General features: G+C 66.6%; 11 protein-coding genes. 4 read left to right on the top strand and 7 right to left on the bottom strand.

Annotation, left to right across the window (positions count from 1 at the left end; translation table 11 throughout):
* The first annotated feature begins 67 nt into the window (after positions 1–67).
* Positions 68–1,054: a CobD/CbiB family protein gene (locus QYL93_RS02445; protein WP_305742152.1), complete on the top strand. Its 987-nt coding sequence runs from the start codon at positions 68–70 to the stop codon at positions 1,052–1,054.
* Positions 1,055–1,890: 836 nt separating this feature from the next.
* Here the strand turns inward: QYL93_RS02445 and rsgA are convergent.
* The 3 genes from rsgA to QYL93_RS02460 are packed head-to-tail and all read right to left on the bottom strand — an operon-like array spanning position 1,891 to position 4,502.
* Complete coding sequence (rsgA, locus tag QYL93_RS02450; RefSeq protein WP_305742153.1) at positions 1,891–2,835, bottom strand: ribosome small subunit-dependent GTPase A; 945 nt, start codon at positions 2,833–2,835, stop codon at positions 1,891–1,893.
* Between the two features lie 12 nt (positions 2,836–2,847).
* Entirely contained in the window at positions 2,848–3,195 is a 348-nt protein-coding gene (locus QYL93_RS02455; RefSeq protein WP_305742154.1) for a 4a-hydroxytetrahydrobiopterin dehydratase, read from the bottom strand.
* Positions 3,192–4,502: a M48 family metallopeptidase gene (locus tag QYL93_RS02460; protein WP_305742155.1), complete on the bottom strand. Its 1,311-nt coding sequence runs from the start codon at positions 4,500–4,502 to the stop codon at positions 3,192–3,194. The genes QYL93_RS02455 and QYL93_RS02460 overlap by 4 nt, the downstream gene beginning before the upstream one ends.
* A 38-nt stretch (positions 4,503–4,540) precedes the next feature.
* On the opposite strand from QYL93_RS02460, the gene orn reads away from it, so the two are divergent.
* The 3 genes from orn to QYL93_RS02475 all read left to right on the top strand — a co-directional run bounded on the left by orn (position 4,541) and on the right by QYL93_RS02475 (position 8,988).
* The gene (gene orn, locus QYL93_RS02465) at positions 4,541–5,128 is read left to right on the top strand and encodes an oligoribonuclease (RefSeq protein ID WP_305742156.1); all 588 of its coding nucleotides are present in this window, start codon (positions 4,541–4,543) and stop codon (positions 5,126–5,128) included.
* A gap of 325 nt (positions 5,129–5,453) precedes the next feature.
* Positions 5,454–7,382, top strand: coding sequence for a DEAD/DEAH box helicase (locus QYL93_RS02470; protein WP_305742157.1), 1,929 nt, complete (start codon positions 5,454–5,456; stop codon positions 7,380–7,382).
* Positions 7,383–7,518: 136 nt separating this feature from the next.
* Positions 7,519–8,988, top strand: coding sequence for a GGDEF domain-containing protein (locus QYL93_RS02475; RefSeq protein ID WP_305742158.1), 1,470 nt, complete (start codon positions 7,519–7,521; stop codon positions 8,986–8,988).
* Between the two features lie 24 nt (positions 8,989–9,012).
* Here the strand turns inward: QYL93_RS02475 and QYL93_RS02480 are convergent, their stop codons facing one another.
* From QYL93_RS02480 to bcsQ, 4 genes are all read right to left on the bottom strand, one after another.
* Positions 9,013–10,245: a multidrug effflux MFS transporter gene (locus QYL93_RS02480; RefSeq protein ID WP_305742159.1), complete on the bottom strand. Its 1,233-nt coding sequence runs from the start codon at positions 10,243–10,245 to the stop codon at positions 9,013–9,015.
* Between the two features lie 189 nt (positions 10,246–10,434).
* Positions 10,435–12,009 (bottom strand): cellulose biosynthesis protein BcsG, encoded by a 1,575-nt coding sequence (gene bcsG / locus QYL93_RS02485; RefSeq protein WP_305742160.1) that lies wholly within the window; start codon positions 12,007–12,009, stop codon positions 10,435–10,437.
* The gene (bcsA, locus tag QYL93_RS02490; RefSeq protein WP_305742161.1) at positions 12,006–14,516 is read right to left on the bottom strand and encodes a UDP-forming cellulose synthase catalytic subunit; all 2,511 of its coding nucleotides are present in this window, start codon (positions 14,514–14,516) and stop codon (positions 12,006–12,008) included. Before bcsA ends, bcsG begins: the two co-directional genes overlap by 4 nt.
* Positions 14,513–15,301 (bottom strand): cellulose biosynthesis protein BcsQ, encoded by a 789-nt coding sequence (gene bcsQ / locus QYL93_RS02495; RefSeq protein WP_305742162.1) that lies wholly within the window; start codon positions 15,299–15,301, stop codon positions 14,513–14,515. The genes bcsA and bcsQ overlap by 4 nt, the downstream gene beginning before the upstream one ends.
* Between the last annotated feature and the right edge of the window lie 2 nt (positions 15,302–15,303).

A 15,303-nucleotide genomic window follows, 5' to 3' on the forward strand; every position in this document is an offset into this window, starting at 1 on the left:
CGGGGGCTCACGCGCCTCCTGCACAAACACCTCCCCGCTGGCCGCCACGCCAGTATCATTGGCGCCCATGAGTTTCTTCGCCATCCTGTTCGCTCTGCTGATCGAGCAGGCCCGCCCGCTGGCCCGCAGCAACCCCATCCACGCAGGCCTGCGTGCCTGGGCCCTGTCGGTGAGCCGCAATTTCGACGCTGGCAAGTCGCACCACGGCTGGGTGGCCTGGGGCTTGGCGGCGCTCGTCCCATCCCTGGTCGTGCTGGCCATCCACTTGCTGCTGCTGTGGGGGTTGGGCTGGCCATTCGCCGTGCTCTGGAGCGTGGCGGTGCTGTATGTCACCCTGGGTTTTCGGCAGTTCAGCCACCATTTCACCGGCATCCGCGATGCGCTGGAAGAAGGCGATGAAGACGCGGCCCGCGAACGCCTGGCCCACTGGCAGCAGGTGGATGTGGGCCTGCTGCCGCGCAGCGAGATCGTGCGCCATGTGATCGAGTATTCGGTGCTGGCCGCCCATCGCCACGTGTTCGGCGTGCTGGCCTGGTTCTCGGTGCTGGCCGCCCTGGGCCTGGGGCCTACGGGGGCGGTGCTGTACCGGCTGGCTGAATTCGCCTCGCGCTACTGGCATTACCGCCAGCGCATGGGGGCGCAGCCCGCGAGCGAATCGCTGCAGCGCGCTTCGGCCCAGGCCTGGACGGTGATCGACTGGGTGCCTGCGCGCCTCACCGCGCTGAGCTTTGCGGTGGTGGGCAGTTTCGAGGAGGCCATCGAGGGCTGGCGTTTCCATGCGCAGCACTTTCCCAACGACAACGACGGGGTGGTGCTGGCGGCGACGGCCGGGGCCATCAACGTCCGTTTGGGGGGCGAGGCGCTCAAGGCCCGGTCGGTGCTGCATACGCCGCAGGGGTTGGAGATTGATGCGGACATGGGGGACAGTGACGCTACCCCGGGGCGCGAGCCTGAAGTGGGGCATCTGCGCAGTGTCGTAGGGCTGGTTTGGCGGTCGGTGGTGGTGTGGATGCTGCTGCTGGCTTTGTTGACTCTGGCTCGGTTGTTGGGCTGATCTCGGGTCTCTCCTCGGGGCTTCGCTGGCTGGCAGGCTTGTTTGTGCGGCATGCCTGTGCTGGGTGCGGAGGCCGGGATGTGCGCCCGGCGGCGCACCTACTTGTCTTTTGCTTCGCCAAAAGAAAGTAGGCAAAGAAAAGGCGACCCCCAGTCTGCGTCCCCCGTTCGCCCTGTCGGGCGAACGGGGGCAACCTGCGATGCTCGGACCTGGGGTGGTGCCGCAGAACTCGCTGCGTTCTTCGAACTCCGCTCAAACAGCTGCGGCAAGCCAGAGGACGAAGTGCGTGTGTCCTGCGGCACACGCACCCACCCCAGGCCCTGCGCTTCTCGGCGCAGCCAGCAGGGGTGGGGAGCGGGGACAAGGACGGCTGCTGCTTCGCAGCGGCGCCGGGTGTCGGTTACGCGCTGTGCGCTGCCGACGTGTTGGGCGACCGCCTGGGCGAGCCGAGCGCAGCGAAGGACCACAGGCCGAGCGAAGCAATGGCCCGTATGGAGCCCGCTCCCACCCCCTTCTGACCGTGCCGAGAAGCGCAGGGCCTGGGGTGAGCGCGTGCCGAAGGACACGCGCCTCGTGAACTGACTCACCGCGGTTGTCCGAGCGGAGTTCACCCGCAGGGGGAACGCAGCGAGTTCCGCGGTGCACCCCAGGACCGAGCATCGCAGGCTGCCCCACTCGCCCACCGGGCGAGTGGGGACACGGGCAGCGGGGTCGCCTTTCTTTTGGGCACTTTTCTTTGGCGAAGCAAAGAACAAGTGCCTCGGCCGCCGGGCCGAGACCCGGCCTCCGCCTTCAAAGCAAAAGCAGAAGCAAACACCGTCAAAGAAGCCGAAACTTCAATACCGCGTATGGCTCAACTCAGCAAACAGATCCCCGTAGATCCGATACCGGTTCTCGCTGATGCCATCATCCGCAGGCCCGCGCTTGACCGCATCGATCACCCCGCAGCCGGGCTCATGCAGATGCGTGCAGTTGTAGAACTTGCAATCCGTGGCGTGCGCCGCGATGTCGGGCATGCAGGCAGCCAACTGCATGGGTGCGATGTGGTGCAGGCCAAATTCCTGGAAGCCCGGCGAGTCGATCAGCGCCGTGGTGCGCTCCTTGTCCATCCAGTACCAGTGCGTGCTGGTCGTGGTGTGCTTGCCGGAGTTCAGCGCGTGCGAGATCTCATTCGTGAGCACCGTGGCGCCGGGCACCAGGAGGTTGATCAGCGTGCTCTTGCCCGAGCCTGACGGGCCCAGCACCAAGGTGGTCTTGCCCGTGAGGTGCTCCATGAGCAGGGCCCGGTCCACGTCGCTCGACAGGCGCAGCGACAGCGGCAGCACGCCGTAGTGCTTGCCTGCACCCATGTGGCGGTAGGGCAGCAGCCGCTCCCAGGCCCGCGCGAAGGGTTCGATCAGGTCGCTCTTGTTGAGCGCGATGATGGGTTGGATGCGCGCCGCCTCGGCCGCGATCAGTGCGCGCGAGAGCTGGCTTTCGGAGAACACCGGTTCCGCCGCAATCAGGATCAGCACCTGGTCCAGATTGGCGGCAAACGACTTGGTGCGGATCTCGTCCTGGCGGTAGAGCAGGTTGCGCCGCTCCTTGACCTTCTCGATGGTGCCTTCCTCGCCCTGGCCGGGCGGGGGCGCCTGCCAGAGCACATGGTCGCCCACCACGGCCTGGCTCTTCTTGCCCCGGGGGTGGCAGATGCGGCGCTCGCCATCGGGGGTCTCGACCATGCAGTGGCGCCCGTGGCTGGCGACCACCGTACCTTCCATGAGGGCGCTGCGCTCAGCCATGGTGTTGCGGCCTCATGAAGCGACCAGTGCGTCGAAGCGCGTGGCGGACTCGAAGTCGGTGCTGGATATGCCTTTCAAGTCGTGCGTGTTCAGGCGCACCACGCAGCGGTTGTAGTGCACCGACAGGTCGGGGTGGTGGTCTTGCGCGTTGGCCACGAAGGCCACGGCGTTCACGAACGAGATGGTCTCGTGGTAGTTCGCAAAGTGGTAGGTCTTCTCGATGGCCACGTTGGCGCCATCGCCGGTCAGGCTCCAGCCCTCCAGCTTGGCGAGCTGGGTGACCACCTCGGTCGCCGTCAGCGCGCGGCGCGTGATGGCCGACCAGTCTTTTTTCTTGAGCATCGAGGAGGGGGCTGTCATGGTGTCAGTGTCGGTGTGTGCATGCGTGCCAGCCGTTCGGTGGCAGGCGGGTGTGAATAGTAGAAACTCACGTAGAGCGGGTCGGGCGTCAGCGTGGAGGCGTTGTCCTCGTACAGCTTGAGCAGGGCCGAAGACAGATCCGCACCACTGGCCTGGGCGACGGCATAGGCGTCTGCCTGGAACTCGTGCCGGCGCGACTGCCGCGCGAAGAGCGGGGAGATGAAGAAGGTGAACACCGGCACGGCCAGCATGAACAGCAGCAGTGCCAGCGCGTCGTTCGGGGCGGACGCCACACCCGCGTCGAGCGAGATGCTGGGCCGCACGCCCAGGCCTGTGTAGAACCACACTTGGTTGGAGAGCCAGCCCAGCAGCGCGAAGCCCGCCAGGCTCATGGCGAACAGGCCCACGATGCGCTGGATGATGTGGCGGTGCTTGAAGTGCCCCAGTTCATGGGCCAGCACGGCTTCCACCTCGCCGGGCGCGAGCTGGCGCAGCAGCGTGTCGTAGAACACCACCCGCTTGGCCGCGCCAAAGCCCGTGAAGTACGCGTTGGCGTGCGCGCTGCGGCGGCTGCCGTCCATCACGAACAGGCCCTTGGCCGAGAAGCCGCAGCGCTGCATGAGCGCGGTGACGCGCGCCTTGAGGGACTCGTCTTCGAGCGGCTGAAATTTATTGAACAGCGGCGCGATGAAGGTCGGGTAAACCACCATCAGCAACAGGTTGAAGCCCATCCAGAAGCACCAGGCCCAAAGCCACCACATCGGGCCGGCAGCGCCCATGAGCCACAGGATCAGCGCCGCGATGGGCAGCCCGATGAGGGCGCCCACCAGCAGGCCTTTGAGCGCGTCGGCCAGCCACAGGCGCAGCGTCATCTTGTTGAAGCCAAAGCGCTCCTCCACCACGAAGGTCTGGTAGAGCGACAGCGGCAGGTCGATGAGCCCGCTGATGGCCGCGAATGCCGCCAGCAGGGCGAGCTGCTGCCACATGCCGCCGCCCAGCACGGCGAGCAGCGCCTGGTTCAGGGCATCCAGGCCGCCTAGCAGCGTCCAGCCCAGCAGCACGGCGGCACCGAGTGCCATTTCCAGCAGCCCCAAGCGTGCCTTGGTGATGGTGTGGTCGGCCGCCTTCTGGTGCGCAGCCAGGGGAATGCGTTCGGCAAACGCCGCCGGCACGCTGGCACGGTGGCCTGCCACGTGGCGGATCTGCCGGCTGGCCAGCCAGAACTTGAGCGCCAGGCCGATGACCAGGGCCGCGGCAAAGGCCAGCGTGAGCAGCATCGAGGGGGAGAAGTCTTCTGTGTTCGGCATGTACCGGGGAGTTTAGGGGATAGGAGACAATGCGCGCCATGTCAGAAGCCAACAACCCCACCCCCGTAAAGCTCGCCAAATCGGACCAGAACCTGGTCTGGCTCGATTGCGAAATGACCGGCCTGGAGCCCGACACCGACCGATTGCTGGAGATCGCCGTGGTCGTGACCGGCCCCACCCTGGAGCCCCGCGTCGAAGGCCCGGTGTTTGCGATCCACCAGTCGGACGAATTGCTCAATGGCATGGATGCCTGGAACAAGGGCACCCACGGCCGCAGCGGCCTGATCGACAAGGTCAAGGCGTCCACCGTGACCGAGGCCGAGGCCGAGCAGCAGATCATCGCCTTCCTGGCCCAGTACGTGCCCAAGGGCAAGGCGCCCATGTGCGGCAACAGCATCGGGCAGGACCGGCGCTTTCTGGTGCGCTACATGCCCAAACTGGAACAGTTCTTCCACTACCGCAACGTCGATGTGAGCACCCTCAAGGAGCTGGCCAAGCGCTGGAAGCCCGAGGCCTACAGCAGCTTCAAGAAGGCGCAAAAGCACACGGCCCTGGCCGATGTGCACGAATCCATCGACGAGCTCGCGCACTACCGCCAGCACCTGCTGTCCGTGGACGTGAAGTAAATCTCCGGGGCGCTCGGGCTCCCTTCCCGGTCACGGGATGAGGCTGTGCGGCTTGCAAGTTTTCGAAGTTGAGGGGTATTGCGGGGAAACCCTTAATCGTGTCATAATCGCTGGCTGCGCAGGAATCCCTCGCAGATTGTGCATCTCCCCTCACACACCGGGCTTGCCAGCCGACTGTCCAAGACAGTGCAGGACTGGCGAATAACGCCCACCCGCCTTGACCTTCTGAGTCAGCGCAGGTTTCGTTTGATGGTTGATGTTTTTTAACCATTTAACGAAGCCAACCGTGGGCTCCGCCTGCGGCCGTCTTCGTGAGAGAAAAATCATGACCGACACCTCCTTGGTGCAGGGCGAATTCGCGCCTGCCGACACTTCCTTTGCTGCCGACATTTCCGTGCAGTCCCTCCCCCTCGACGCCGTGGTGGAATCCGCCGCTGAAGCCGATGCCGCCGTGACCGCCGAACCCAATGGTTTCGTGGAACTGGGCCTGGCCCCTGAACTCGTGCAGGCCGTGGCCGACCTGGGCTACACCCAGCCCACCAGCGTGCAACTCAAGGCCATTCCCCTGGCCATGGGCAGCGATGCCTCGAAGTTCATCGACCTGATGGTCTCCAGCCAGACCGGCTCGGGCAAGACCGCCGCCTTCCTGCTGCCCGTGCTGCACACGCTGATCAACCAGCAAGCCGCTGCCGAAGCCGAAGAACGCGCTGCCTTCGATCGTTCCGTGGCCGAAGCCGCCGAGCGTGGCGAACCTGCTCCCAAGCGCGCCAAGCGCAAGGACCCTACCAGCTCGCGCAACTTCAAGGCCGCCACCCCTGGCGCTCTGATCCTGTGCCCCACGCGTGAACTGGCGCAACAGGTGGCGCACGACGCCATCGACCTGGTCAAGCATTGCCGTGGCCTGCGCGTTGCCAACGTGGTGGGCGGCATGCCTTACCAACTGCAGATCGCCAAGCTGCAGAACGCCGACCTGGTTGTGGCCACCCCCGGCCGCCTGCTGGACCTGCAGCGCTCGATGCAGATCAAGCTCGACAAGGTGCAATTCCTGGTCGTCGACGAAGCCGACCGCATGCTCGACCTGGGCTTCTCGGACGACCTGGCCGAACTGAACCAGCTGACCGCCCAGCGCAAGCAGACCATGATGTTCAGCGCCACGTTCGCGCCGCGCATCCAGCAATTGGCCATGCGCGTGATGCACGACGGCGGTTCGTCGGTGCAGAAGGTGACCATCGATTCTCCGCAAGAGAAGCACGCCAACATCAAGCAGATGCTGTACTGGGCCGACAACGCCCAGCACAAGCGCAAGCTGCTGGACCACTGGCTGCGTGATACCACGATCAACCAGGCCATCGTTTTCGCCAGCACCCAGGTGGAGTGCGACGGCCTGGCCAACGACCTGCAACAAGAAGGCTTCTCGGCAGTGGCACTGCACGGTGCCCTGAGCCAGGGCCTGCGCAACCGCCGCTTGATGGCGCTGCGCGCCGGCCAGGTGCAGATCCTGGTGGCGACCGATGTGGCCGCCCGCGGCATCGACGTGCCCACGATTACCCACGTGTTCAACTTCGGCCTGCCCATGAAGGCAGAGGACTACACCCACCGCATCGGCCGTACCGGCCGTGCCGGCCGCGACGGCCTGGCTGTGACCTTCGCCGAGTTCCGCGATCGTCGCAAGATCTTCGACATCGAAAGCTACAGCCGCCAGCAGTTCAAGTCGGAAGTGATCGCCGGCATGGAACCCACGCAGCGCTCGCCCCAGGCACCGCGCGGTGGCGACTTCGGTGGTGGCCGTGGCGCCCCCGGCCGTTCGTACGACAACCGTGAAAACCCATCGCGCGGCCGCTTCAACGGCCCCGCACGTGGCAATGACCGCGGTGGCAACGACCGTGGCGGTTTCGGTGGTGGCTTTGGCGGCGGCTTTGCCGGCCGTGGCAGCGACAACCGCGGCGCCGCCCCCCAGGGTGGCGGCCGTGAAGGTGGCTACCAGGGTGGCAACGGTGGTGGCGGCTACGGCGCTCCCCGTGAAGACCGTGGCTTTGGTGGTGGCGCTCCCCGCCGCGATGCCGATGGCTATGGCCGCAAGCCAGGCTTCGGTGACGCGGGCCAGGGCCGCTTTGCCCCCCGTGCCGACGCCGGTGCACCGCGTGGTGACTTCGCTCCCCGCAAGCCCGCATTCTCCAAGCCAGCCGGTGCTGGCGGCGCCAAGCCGTTCGTGGCCCACGACGCACGCAAGCGTCCTGCCCGTCCTGCACGCTGATCGCACAGAGACCCTGGTCTGAAGGGTCATGAAGGGCTGGCACCGCAAGGTGCCAGCCCTTTTTTGCGTCGGCAGCTTGCACAGGCCCGGTTTTCCCTGGCCATGTCGTCAATAATTGTCCACGGAGGAAATTTTCGTGGTGTCATCTCTATCCTCGGGGGCCGATTACGAGCACATGTTCGAGTTGACGCCCGTGTCCTTGTGGCTTGAGGACTTCAGCGAACTCAAGCAGCTGTTCGACGGCTGGCGCGCGCAAGGGGTGACCGATGTCCGTGCTCATCTGGCCCAGGACCGAGCCCGCCTGCGTCAGTGCAGTGCATCCTTGCGCGTCCTTCAGGTCAACCGCCGCACCCTGGAGCTGTTCTCTGCCGACAGCCTGGAGCACCTGGTCGCCAACCTGGACAAGGTCTTTCGCGACGACCGGCACGATACCGCAGCGCACGAGCTGGCGCAGCTGTGGGACGGGCAACTGGAGTTCTCCAACCAGACGGTGAACTACACACTCGATGGCCGGCGCCTGGACGTGCAGGTGCGTGCGCGCATCCTGCCCGGCCACGAGCACGACTGGAGCCGTGTGCTCGTTTCGCTCGAAGACAACACCGTGCAGTTCAACGATGCGCGCCGCATCCAGCGCAGCGAGCAGTACGCGCGCGACCTGTTCGAGCATTCGCCCGTGTCGCTCTGGGTCGAGGACTTCAGCGCGGTCAAGAACCTGCTCGATGGCGTGCGTGCCCAGGGCATCGGCGATTTCAAGACCTTCCTCAAGGTGCACCCGGACTTCGTGGCCCGCTGCATGCAGGAGATCCGCGTCATCGACGTGAACCAGCAGACCCTGCGCATGTTCGGAGCCTCCAGCAAGGAGATGCTGCTCAACAGCATCGGCCGCGTGTTCCGTGGCGAGATGCACGAATCCTTCGGCGAACAACTGCAGGACCTGTGGGAGGGCAAGACCTTCCAGCAGCGCGAGGTGGTGAACTATTCGCTCTCGGGCGATGCGGTGAACATCCACATGCAGTTCTCGGTGCCCGACAGCCACCGGCACGATTGGGGCCTTGTGCTGCTGTCGCTGGTGGACATCACCGCCCGCAAGAAGGCCGAGGCCTACCTTGAGTACCTGGGAAAGCACGACGTGCTGACCCAGTTGCGCAACCGCGCCTTCTATGCCGAAGAGCTCAACCGGCTCACGCGCAAGGGGCCCTGGCCGCTGTCCGTCATCGCCATCGACCTCAACGGCCTCAAGGTCGTCAACGACGAGCAGGGCCATGCGGCCGGTGACTCCATGCTGCGCCGCGTGGGCGAGGTGCTGGCCAAGGCCGTGGATGCCCCGGCCTGCGCGGCACGCATCGGTGGCGACGAGTTCACCGTGCTGCTGCCGGGCACCGACGAGCGCGGCGCCCTGGCATTGCAGGAGCGCATCATCTCCATGCTGGACCTGAACAACCAGTTTTACCCCGGCCAGCACCTGAGCCTGGCCATGGGTATTGCCAGCTGCCAGTCCGGCGATGCGGTGGAGGCCACCATCAACCGTGCCGACCAGGCCATGTACGCGGAAAAGAACCGCTACTACCAGCAAAAGAACATCGACCGCCGGCAACCGGGGTCGTGATGCCGGGGCCGGTGCTGGGGCGGGTCAGAGATTGACGGGCATGCGGCCGATGTCGGGCCAGCGGTGGTGCAGGTAGATCCATGCCAGCATGCCGATGCCCATCATCAGCAAGGATGACAGGGCCAGCAAAATGGTCGAATGCATCACCAGCGGGGCGATCACACCCGCCACCAGCCCGTTGGCCGTGGAACCCACAAAGGCCTGCATGGACGAGGCCATGCCCCGCCGCTCGGGGTACAGGTCCAGCACCAGCAGGGTCACCACCGGCACCATGAGGGCCCAGCCAAAGGCAAACGCCGCAATCGGCAGCAGTGCCCACCCGACATGCGCCGGGAACAGCAGGTTGGCCGCCAGGTTCAGCAGCGCCACCGTGAACATGATCAGAAAGCCGTGGCGGATCTGCCGCTTGGGCGGAATGCGCCCGGCCAGGCGCCCGCTGAGCCAGGCCCCGCCCATGATGCCCGAGATGGTGAGGATGAAGAACCAGAAGAACTGCGTGGGCGCCAGCGACAGGTGGTCCCCGAGGAAGGCGGGCGCCGACAGTACGTACAGGAACATGCCGTTGAAGGGCACGCCGCTGGCCAGCGCCAGCAGCACGAAGCGCGCGCTCGAACCCAGCTGCACATAGCCCTGCATCAGGTGGCGCACGTTGAAGGGCTGGCGCTGCTCGATGTGCAGCGTCTCGGGCAGCAGCCGGTAGTTGGCCGTCCACAGCACGACACCCACCAGGGTCAGGAACCAGAAGATGCTGTGCCAGCCGGTGTGCACGAACAGCCAGCCCCCCACGATGGGTGCGATGGCCGGGGCCACGCCGAAATAGATCGTGACCTGGCTCATCACCTTCTGGGCCTGGGCGGGCGGGAACATGTCGCGGATCACCGCCCGCGAGACCACGATGCCTGCGCCCGCAGACAGGCCCTGGAGCGCACGGAACACCACCAGTTGCCCGATGGTCTGCGACAGCGCGCAGCCCGCCGATGCCAGCGTGAACACCGCAATGCCCCACAAGATCACCGGCCGGCGGCCGAAGCTGTCGGCCAGCGCACCATGGAACAGGCTCATGAAGGCAAAGCCGAACAGGTAGGCCGACAGCGTCTGCTGCATCTCCACCGGCGTGGCACCCAGCGCCGCCGCAATGCCCGAAAACGCCGGGATGTAGGTGTCGATGGAGAACGGCCCCAGCATGCCCAGCACCGCCAGCAGCACCGCCAGGGCCCAACGGGGTGCTTTCCAGAGCAGATGGGCTTGTGGGTTCATGCGGGAGGAGCCGGGAGTTCGTGAGGGGTGCGCCGCAGGCGGGCAGGAAAGAGGCCCGACGCGTGGCGGGCTCTCCGACCGATTATGCGGGAAGCGGCGGCCTGCGGCACTGTGCCAGCGCAATCCCTGCACCAGATTGGGGCTGCCCGGCCTGCACCCAGGCGCAAAGCGCCCCAGGTCCCCGATGCATCAGTAGGTATAAGGAATCCACTCCCCATTGCCCGACTTCATCATGTACTTGCCGGCGGCATTACGCATCACGATCACGTCCGCGTTCTCCGAGACGAAAGGCGTCGTTTCGGGCGCCTGCAGCCGCTCGGACAGCGGGCGGGCTGACGGCGCATAGGGGCTGTCGCCGAGCAGGTCGCCCAGCAGCGTGAACAGGCCCAGGTAGCTCATGGGCTGGTTCACCACCACCGGCGCGACGGGCTGCGCGTCGGCGGCCTTCTTCATGCCGACCAGCTTCACGGCGGCCGGCACGAGGGTGATGCGCGGGCCGGGGATCTCGCGCATGCCGGAGATCTGGATCTTGTCGCCGCGCAGCGAGGCGCCGTGCTCGGGCACCAGCACCACCACCACCGGGCGGCCAGCGCTCTCCAGCTCCGAGATGAACTTGTCGAAGTCGGCCATCAGCTGCACCAGGCGCGGCTTGTAGGTATCGAGGCTGCTGCGAGAGCTCATGCCCGGCACGCGGTTGCCGTCGTGCAGCGAGATGGTGTTGTAGTACATCGCCACGGGCGCGCCGCCGCTCTGGGCGCTGCGCTTCTTCCACCACTGCGACAACAGTGCGTAGTCGTTGTAGATCGGCGAGCCGTCGAAGTTCTGCATGTGCACCGGCGCATCCTGGTTGCGCTGCAGCTTTCCGGCCAGGCCCCCGCGCTGCTCCAGGGTGTGGGCGAATTCCTCGTACACGCCATCATGGTTCAGCAGGCCTGCCGTTTGGTAGCCCAGCTTTTCCAGGTTGGGGAACACGTAGCACTGCGGATCGATACCCTCGTACAGCTTCTTGTGCGGCGTCTGCCCGCAGGAGCCGTGCAGCACCCGCAGCGAGGCCGGGCCGCTGTAGCTGGCCGCGCTGTTGAAGTTGGTGAACAGCACGTCAAAGCGCTGCAGCAGCGGGTGGTTGCGCTGGCCTACAAACTCCATGTCGTCCCAGGACAGCGAGCACACGTGCAGCAGGATGATGTCGAAGGGCGGCGTGCTGCCCGCGGCCGAGGTGAACTGCAGGCGTTTCTGGCCCTCGCTGGCGTAGAACTTCTGCAACAGGGCGTCGGGGTCAGAGGCATCGGCCGGCTGCGTGCCATCGCCCTGGCTGGCCAGGGTGCCGCCGGCTTCATTTTCCTGGGCCTTGTGCTCCTGGATGGCCGCCACCAGCGGCACGCTGAGGATGCCGACCAGGGCAAACGTGGCAAAGCGCACGCGGCGCGCCAGTGCTGCGTACAGGAACAGTCCGGCAATGGCCAGCACCAGCGCCGCAGGATTCACCAGCCGCGTGGCCAGCTCCAGCCAGTAGTCGGCGCTGAAGCCGGCCAGCGCCTTGAGCTGCGATAGCACGCGTGCCGGCGTGGGCAGATAGGAGTCGTGGTAGAGCAGCGCCAGCGCTGCCGGCCAGGCCAGCACCGCGCGGGTGCGCTGCAGCAGCCGGTGGCCAATGGGTGGCAGCAGCGCCAGCCACAGCAGCAGGTTCAGCCACCAGTTGAAGCCGATGTAGCCGGAGAAGGTCAGGCCAACCTTGGCCAGGAAATACAGGTTCCAGTAGCTCATGCGCGCAGCCTCTGTTGCCCGCGCTGGGCACCCAGCGGCCAGCGGGCCCTGGCGGCATCCACCAGCGACCCCCAGAACTTGCGGTAACCCAGTACCCCCAGTTGCGCGATCTCCTGCAGGCCGTGCAGGGGGCGGTCGGTGTCATGGCTGTCGTTCCACTCACGCCAGGTGTCTGGGCGCGCGAAGGTGCACTGCACCAGGTCGATCTGTTGTTCGCGGGTCATGGGGTCGAATTGCAGGCCCGTGGCGCTCTGGCCCCGGTGCAGCATGATGGTGGCAGGGAAGGTGCACTCGGTGTCGCCGCGCCACAGGCCTACCTGGACCTGCTCGCCCACGGTGAGCTGCGTGCCTTGCGGCAGCTGCAGGCCCACGCCGGTCATCGAAAAATCGGTGCACACGGCCGTCAGCACGCTGCCGTCGTCCTGGTACAGGGTGGCCTGCAGCTGCGTGGACACGCGGTGCATGCGGCGCACCTGGCGTGCCTCGGAGGCCACGCCCAGCGCGGCGCCCAGCATCAGGATGCTGTAGGTGGTCCACAGCAGGTTCAGCAGCACCGTGGCGGTCTCCTCGGTGTTCCAGAAGAACAGGCGCATGAGCCCCATGCCGAAGGCGGCGAAGTTCAGCAGCACCAGCACGGTGTAGGGGCGCGAGATCACCCAGTCGAAATAGGGCTGGTCCACCAGCCCGCCCTTGGCGGTGACGTTGAACTTGCCCAGGCGCGGGTTGATCAGCGCCACCGTGGTGGGCAGGGCCACGTACCAGGCCAGCACCGTCTCGTAGACCTCGGCCCAGAAGGTGTGCCGGTGTTCGCCCTGCACGTGGGCGTTGGCGATGTTCGATTGCAGGATGTAGGGCAGCACGTACAGCGCGATCATGACGGCGCCGGCGTTGATGATGTGCCACTCGAAGAACAGGAAGGCCATGGGCGCGGTGAGGAACACCAGCCGCGGCAGCCCGAAGAAGAAGTGCACCATGGCATTGGCATAGCAGATGCGCTGCCACAGCGTGAGCCCCTTGCCCGTGAAGGGGTTGTCCACGCGGAAGATCTGTGCCATTCCGCGCGCCCAGCGGATGCGCTGGCCCACATGGGCCGACAGGCTCTCGGTGGCCAGGCCGGCGGCCTGCGTCTCGTTGATGTAGGCCGTGGTGTAGCCGCGCCGGTGCAGCTTGAGGGCCGTGTGCGCGTCCTCGGTCACCGTCTCCACGGCGATGCCGCCCACTTCCATCAGCGGGCCGCGACGGATCACGGCGCAGGAGCCGCAGAAGAACGTGGCGTTCCAGAAATCGTTGCCGTCCTGGATCAGGCCGTAGAACAGCGCGCCCTCGTTGGGCACGCGGCGGAAGGTGCCCAGGTTGCGCTCGAACGGGTCGGGCGAGAAGAAATGGTGCGGCGTCTGTAGCATGGCGCACTTGGGGTCGCGCTGGAACCAGCCTACCGCCGTGGAGAGGAAGGAGCGCGTGGGGATGTGGTCGCAGTCGAAGATGGCGACCAGCTCGCCGTCCGTCTTGGCCAGCGCGTGGTTCAGGTTGCCGGCCTTGGCATGGTTGTTGTCGGGGCGCACGATGTAGCCCACGCCCATGGACTCGGCGAACTCGCGGAATTCCTCACGCCGGCCGTCGTCCAGGATGAAGACCTTGACCTTGTCCTTGGGCCAGTCCAGCGCCATGGAGGCCAGCACCGTGGTGCGCACCACGCTCAGCGGCTCGTTGTAGGTGGGGATGTACACATCCACCGTGGGCCACGATGCGGGCATGCCCTGCAGTTCGGCCGGGCGGCGGTGCAGTGGCCAGGCGGTCTGGATGAAGCCCAGCACCACCACCAGCCAGGTGTAGGCCTCGGCGGCCAGCAGGCCATAGCCGAGGAAGGACTCGATGACCGAGTCGAACTCGATGGACGACGTGATGCGCCACCAGGCATAGCGGCCCATGGCCAGCAGGCTGATGGCGGCGAGGGCCAGCGACGGGTAGCGCCCCGGCAGGCGGCGCAGCACCAGCGACAGGCTCCAGCACAGCAGCATGAACAGGGTCTGTCCGAACCAGTTGAAGGGCGTGGTCATCACGACCAGGCCGGCCACCATGCCCACGGCCAGCACGGCCCAGCGCAGTCCGGGGATCTCCAGGGCAGGGGACAGCACCTGGTCGGCCAGGCGCATGCCTTTTCCCACATTGACGTGGGCGGCCAGGCGGTCCATGGCGCGCAGGAACAGCCGGATCGGCCAGAACACGGCGGTCAGCGCCAGCGCCAGGCCCTTCCAGCCCCAGCGCAGCACGAAGCCGAGGCCGGCAAACAGCCAGTGCAGCGGCTGCAGCAGCCAGGGCAGCAGGGCGCGCTCCGGGGTGGCGGGCAGCACCACGCAGCGCCACAGCCACATCCACCAGGGAGCGCCGGGTGCCACTTCGAGCTGGCGCGCCAACCAGGCCCACGCCAGGCGCAGCCGTGCGCGGGCGTCCTGCGCTAGCGGGGTGTCAGCGGGCAGGGCCGCGCTGGTATCGGGTTGCGCCATCATGGCCGGCTGGCTCCCGCCACCAGCATCGACGGGGGTGCCTGGCGCTGGCCGGTGAGCCAGTTGCACACGCCCTGCAGGTCATGGGCAGACTGGGCCTGGGGCGCGAAACTGTGGACGCACATCGCGCGTGCCAGCGCGCGCGGGATGTTCTCGTCTTCGTGCAGCGTGTAGGGAATCAGCTGTTCGCCCCATTGCTGGCGCAGCGTCTGCAGGGCCTCGCGGTGCGAAATGCGGCGCGGGTCGAAGCGCGTCACCAGCACGCCCTGGTCGGACGGTGCCGCTGCTGCCTCGTGCAGCATGGCCTGCACCCCGGCGGGGTCGGCGCAGGCGCGGGCAGAGGCCTCCAGCGTCACCAGCACCACATCGGCACAGCGCAGCGCTGCCCGCGCCAGGGGCGATGGCCACGCGGGCGTGTCCAGCACCACCGTGCAATCGTCGGGCACGTCGAGCAGTTCCAGCTGGTCCAGCAGCCAGCGCGGTTGCGCCTGCAGTTGCCGGTGCAGGGCTTCGATGGCATCAGGCGGCGCCTTGCCGAAGGGCAGCACGCTGACGCCGTCCGTGTTGTCGAAGCCGCCATCGGCCCACCACTGGCCCGCCGCTGCCAGGGGCGCCCAGCCCAGGGCGCTGGGCTCGTGCATGCCCAGGTGCCTGCCGAGCAGGTTCTGGGCACACAGTTCCACCGCCAGGCAGGGCTGGCCCTGGCGCGCCAGGAGCGTGGCCAGGTGGGCGGCCAGGGTGGTTCGCCCCGATCCACCGAGCGGCGATACGACGGCAATCACGCGCATGC

The organism is Acidovorax sp. A1169 (assembly GCF_030704685.1).
Lineage (GTDB): Bacteria > Pseudomonadota > Gammaproteobacteria > Burkholderiales > Burkholderiaceae_C > Acidovorax.

What these genes read in the sequence shown, in the direction of transcription:
- QYL93_RS02445 (WP_305742152.1), top strand. Translation starts at nt 68, where the DNA reads ATGAGTTTCTTCGCCATCCTGTTCGCTCTGCTGATCGAGCAGGCCCGC.
- rsgA (WP_305742153.1), bottom strand. Translation starts at nt 2,835, where the DNA reads ATGGCTGAGCGCAGCGCCCTCATGGAAGGTACGGTGGTCGCCAGCCAC.
- QYL93_RS02455 (WP_305742154.1), bottom strand. Translation starts at nt 3,195, where the DNA reads ATGACAGCCCCCTCCTCGATGCTCAAGAAAAAAGACTGGTCGGCCATC.
- QYL93_RS02460 (WP_305742155.1), bottom strand. Translation starts at nt 4,502, where the DNA reads ATGCCGAACACAGAAGACTTCTCCCCCTCGATGCTGCTCACGCTGGCC.
- orn (WP_305742156.1), top strand. Translation starts at nt 4,541, where the DNA reads ATGTCAGAAGCCAACAACCCCACCCCCGTAAAGCTCGCCAAATCGGAC.
- QYL93_RS02470 (WP_305742157.1), top strand. Translation starts at nt 5,454, where the DNA reads ATGACCGACACCTCCTTGGTGCAGGGCGAATTCGCGCCTGCCGACACT.
- QYL93_RS02480 (WP_305742159.1), bottom strand. Translation starts at nt 10,245, where the DNA reads ATGAACCCACAAGCCCATCTGCTCTGGAAAGCACCCCGTTGGGCCCTG.
- bcsG (WP_305742160.1), bottom strand. Translation starts at nt 12,009, where the DNA reads ATGAGCTACTGGAACCTGTATTTCCTGGCCAAGGTTGGCCTGACCTTC.
- bcsA (WP_305742161.1), bottom strand. Translation starts at nt 14,516, where the DNA reads ATGATGGCGCAACCCGATACCAGCGCGGCCCTGCCCGCTGACACCCCG.
- bcsQ (WP_305742162.1), bottom strand. Translation starts at nt 15,301, where the DNA reads ATGCGCGTGATTGCCGTCGTATCGCCGCTCGGTGGATCGGGGCGAACC.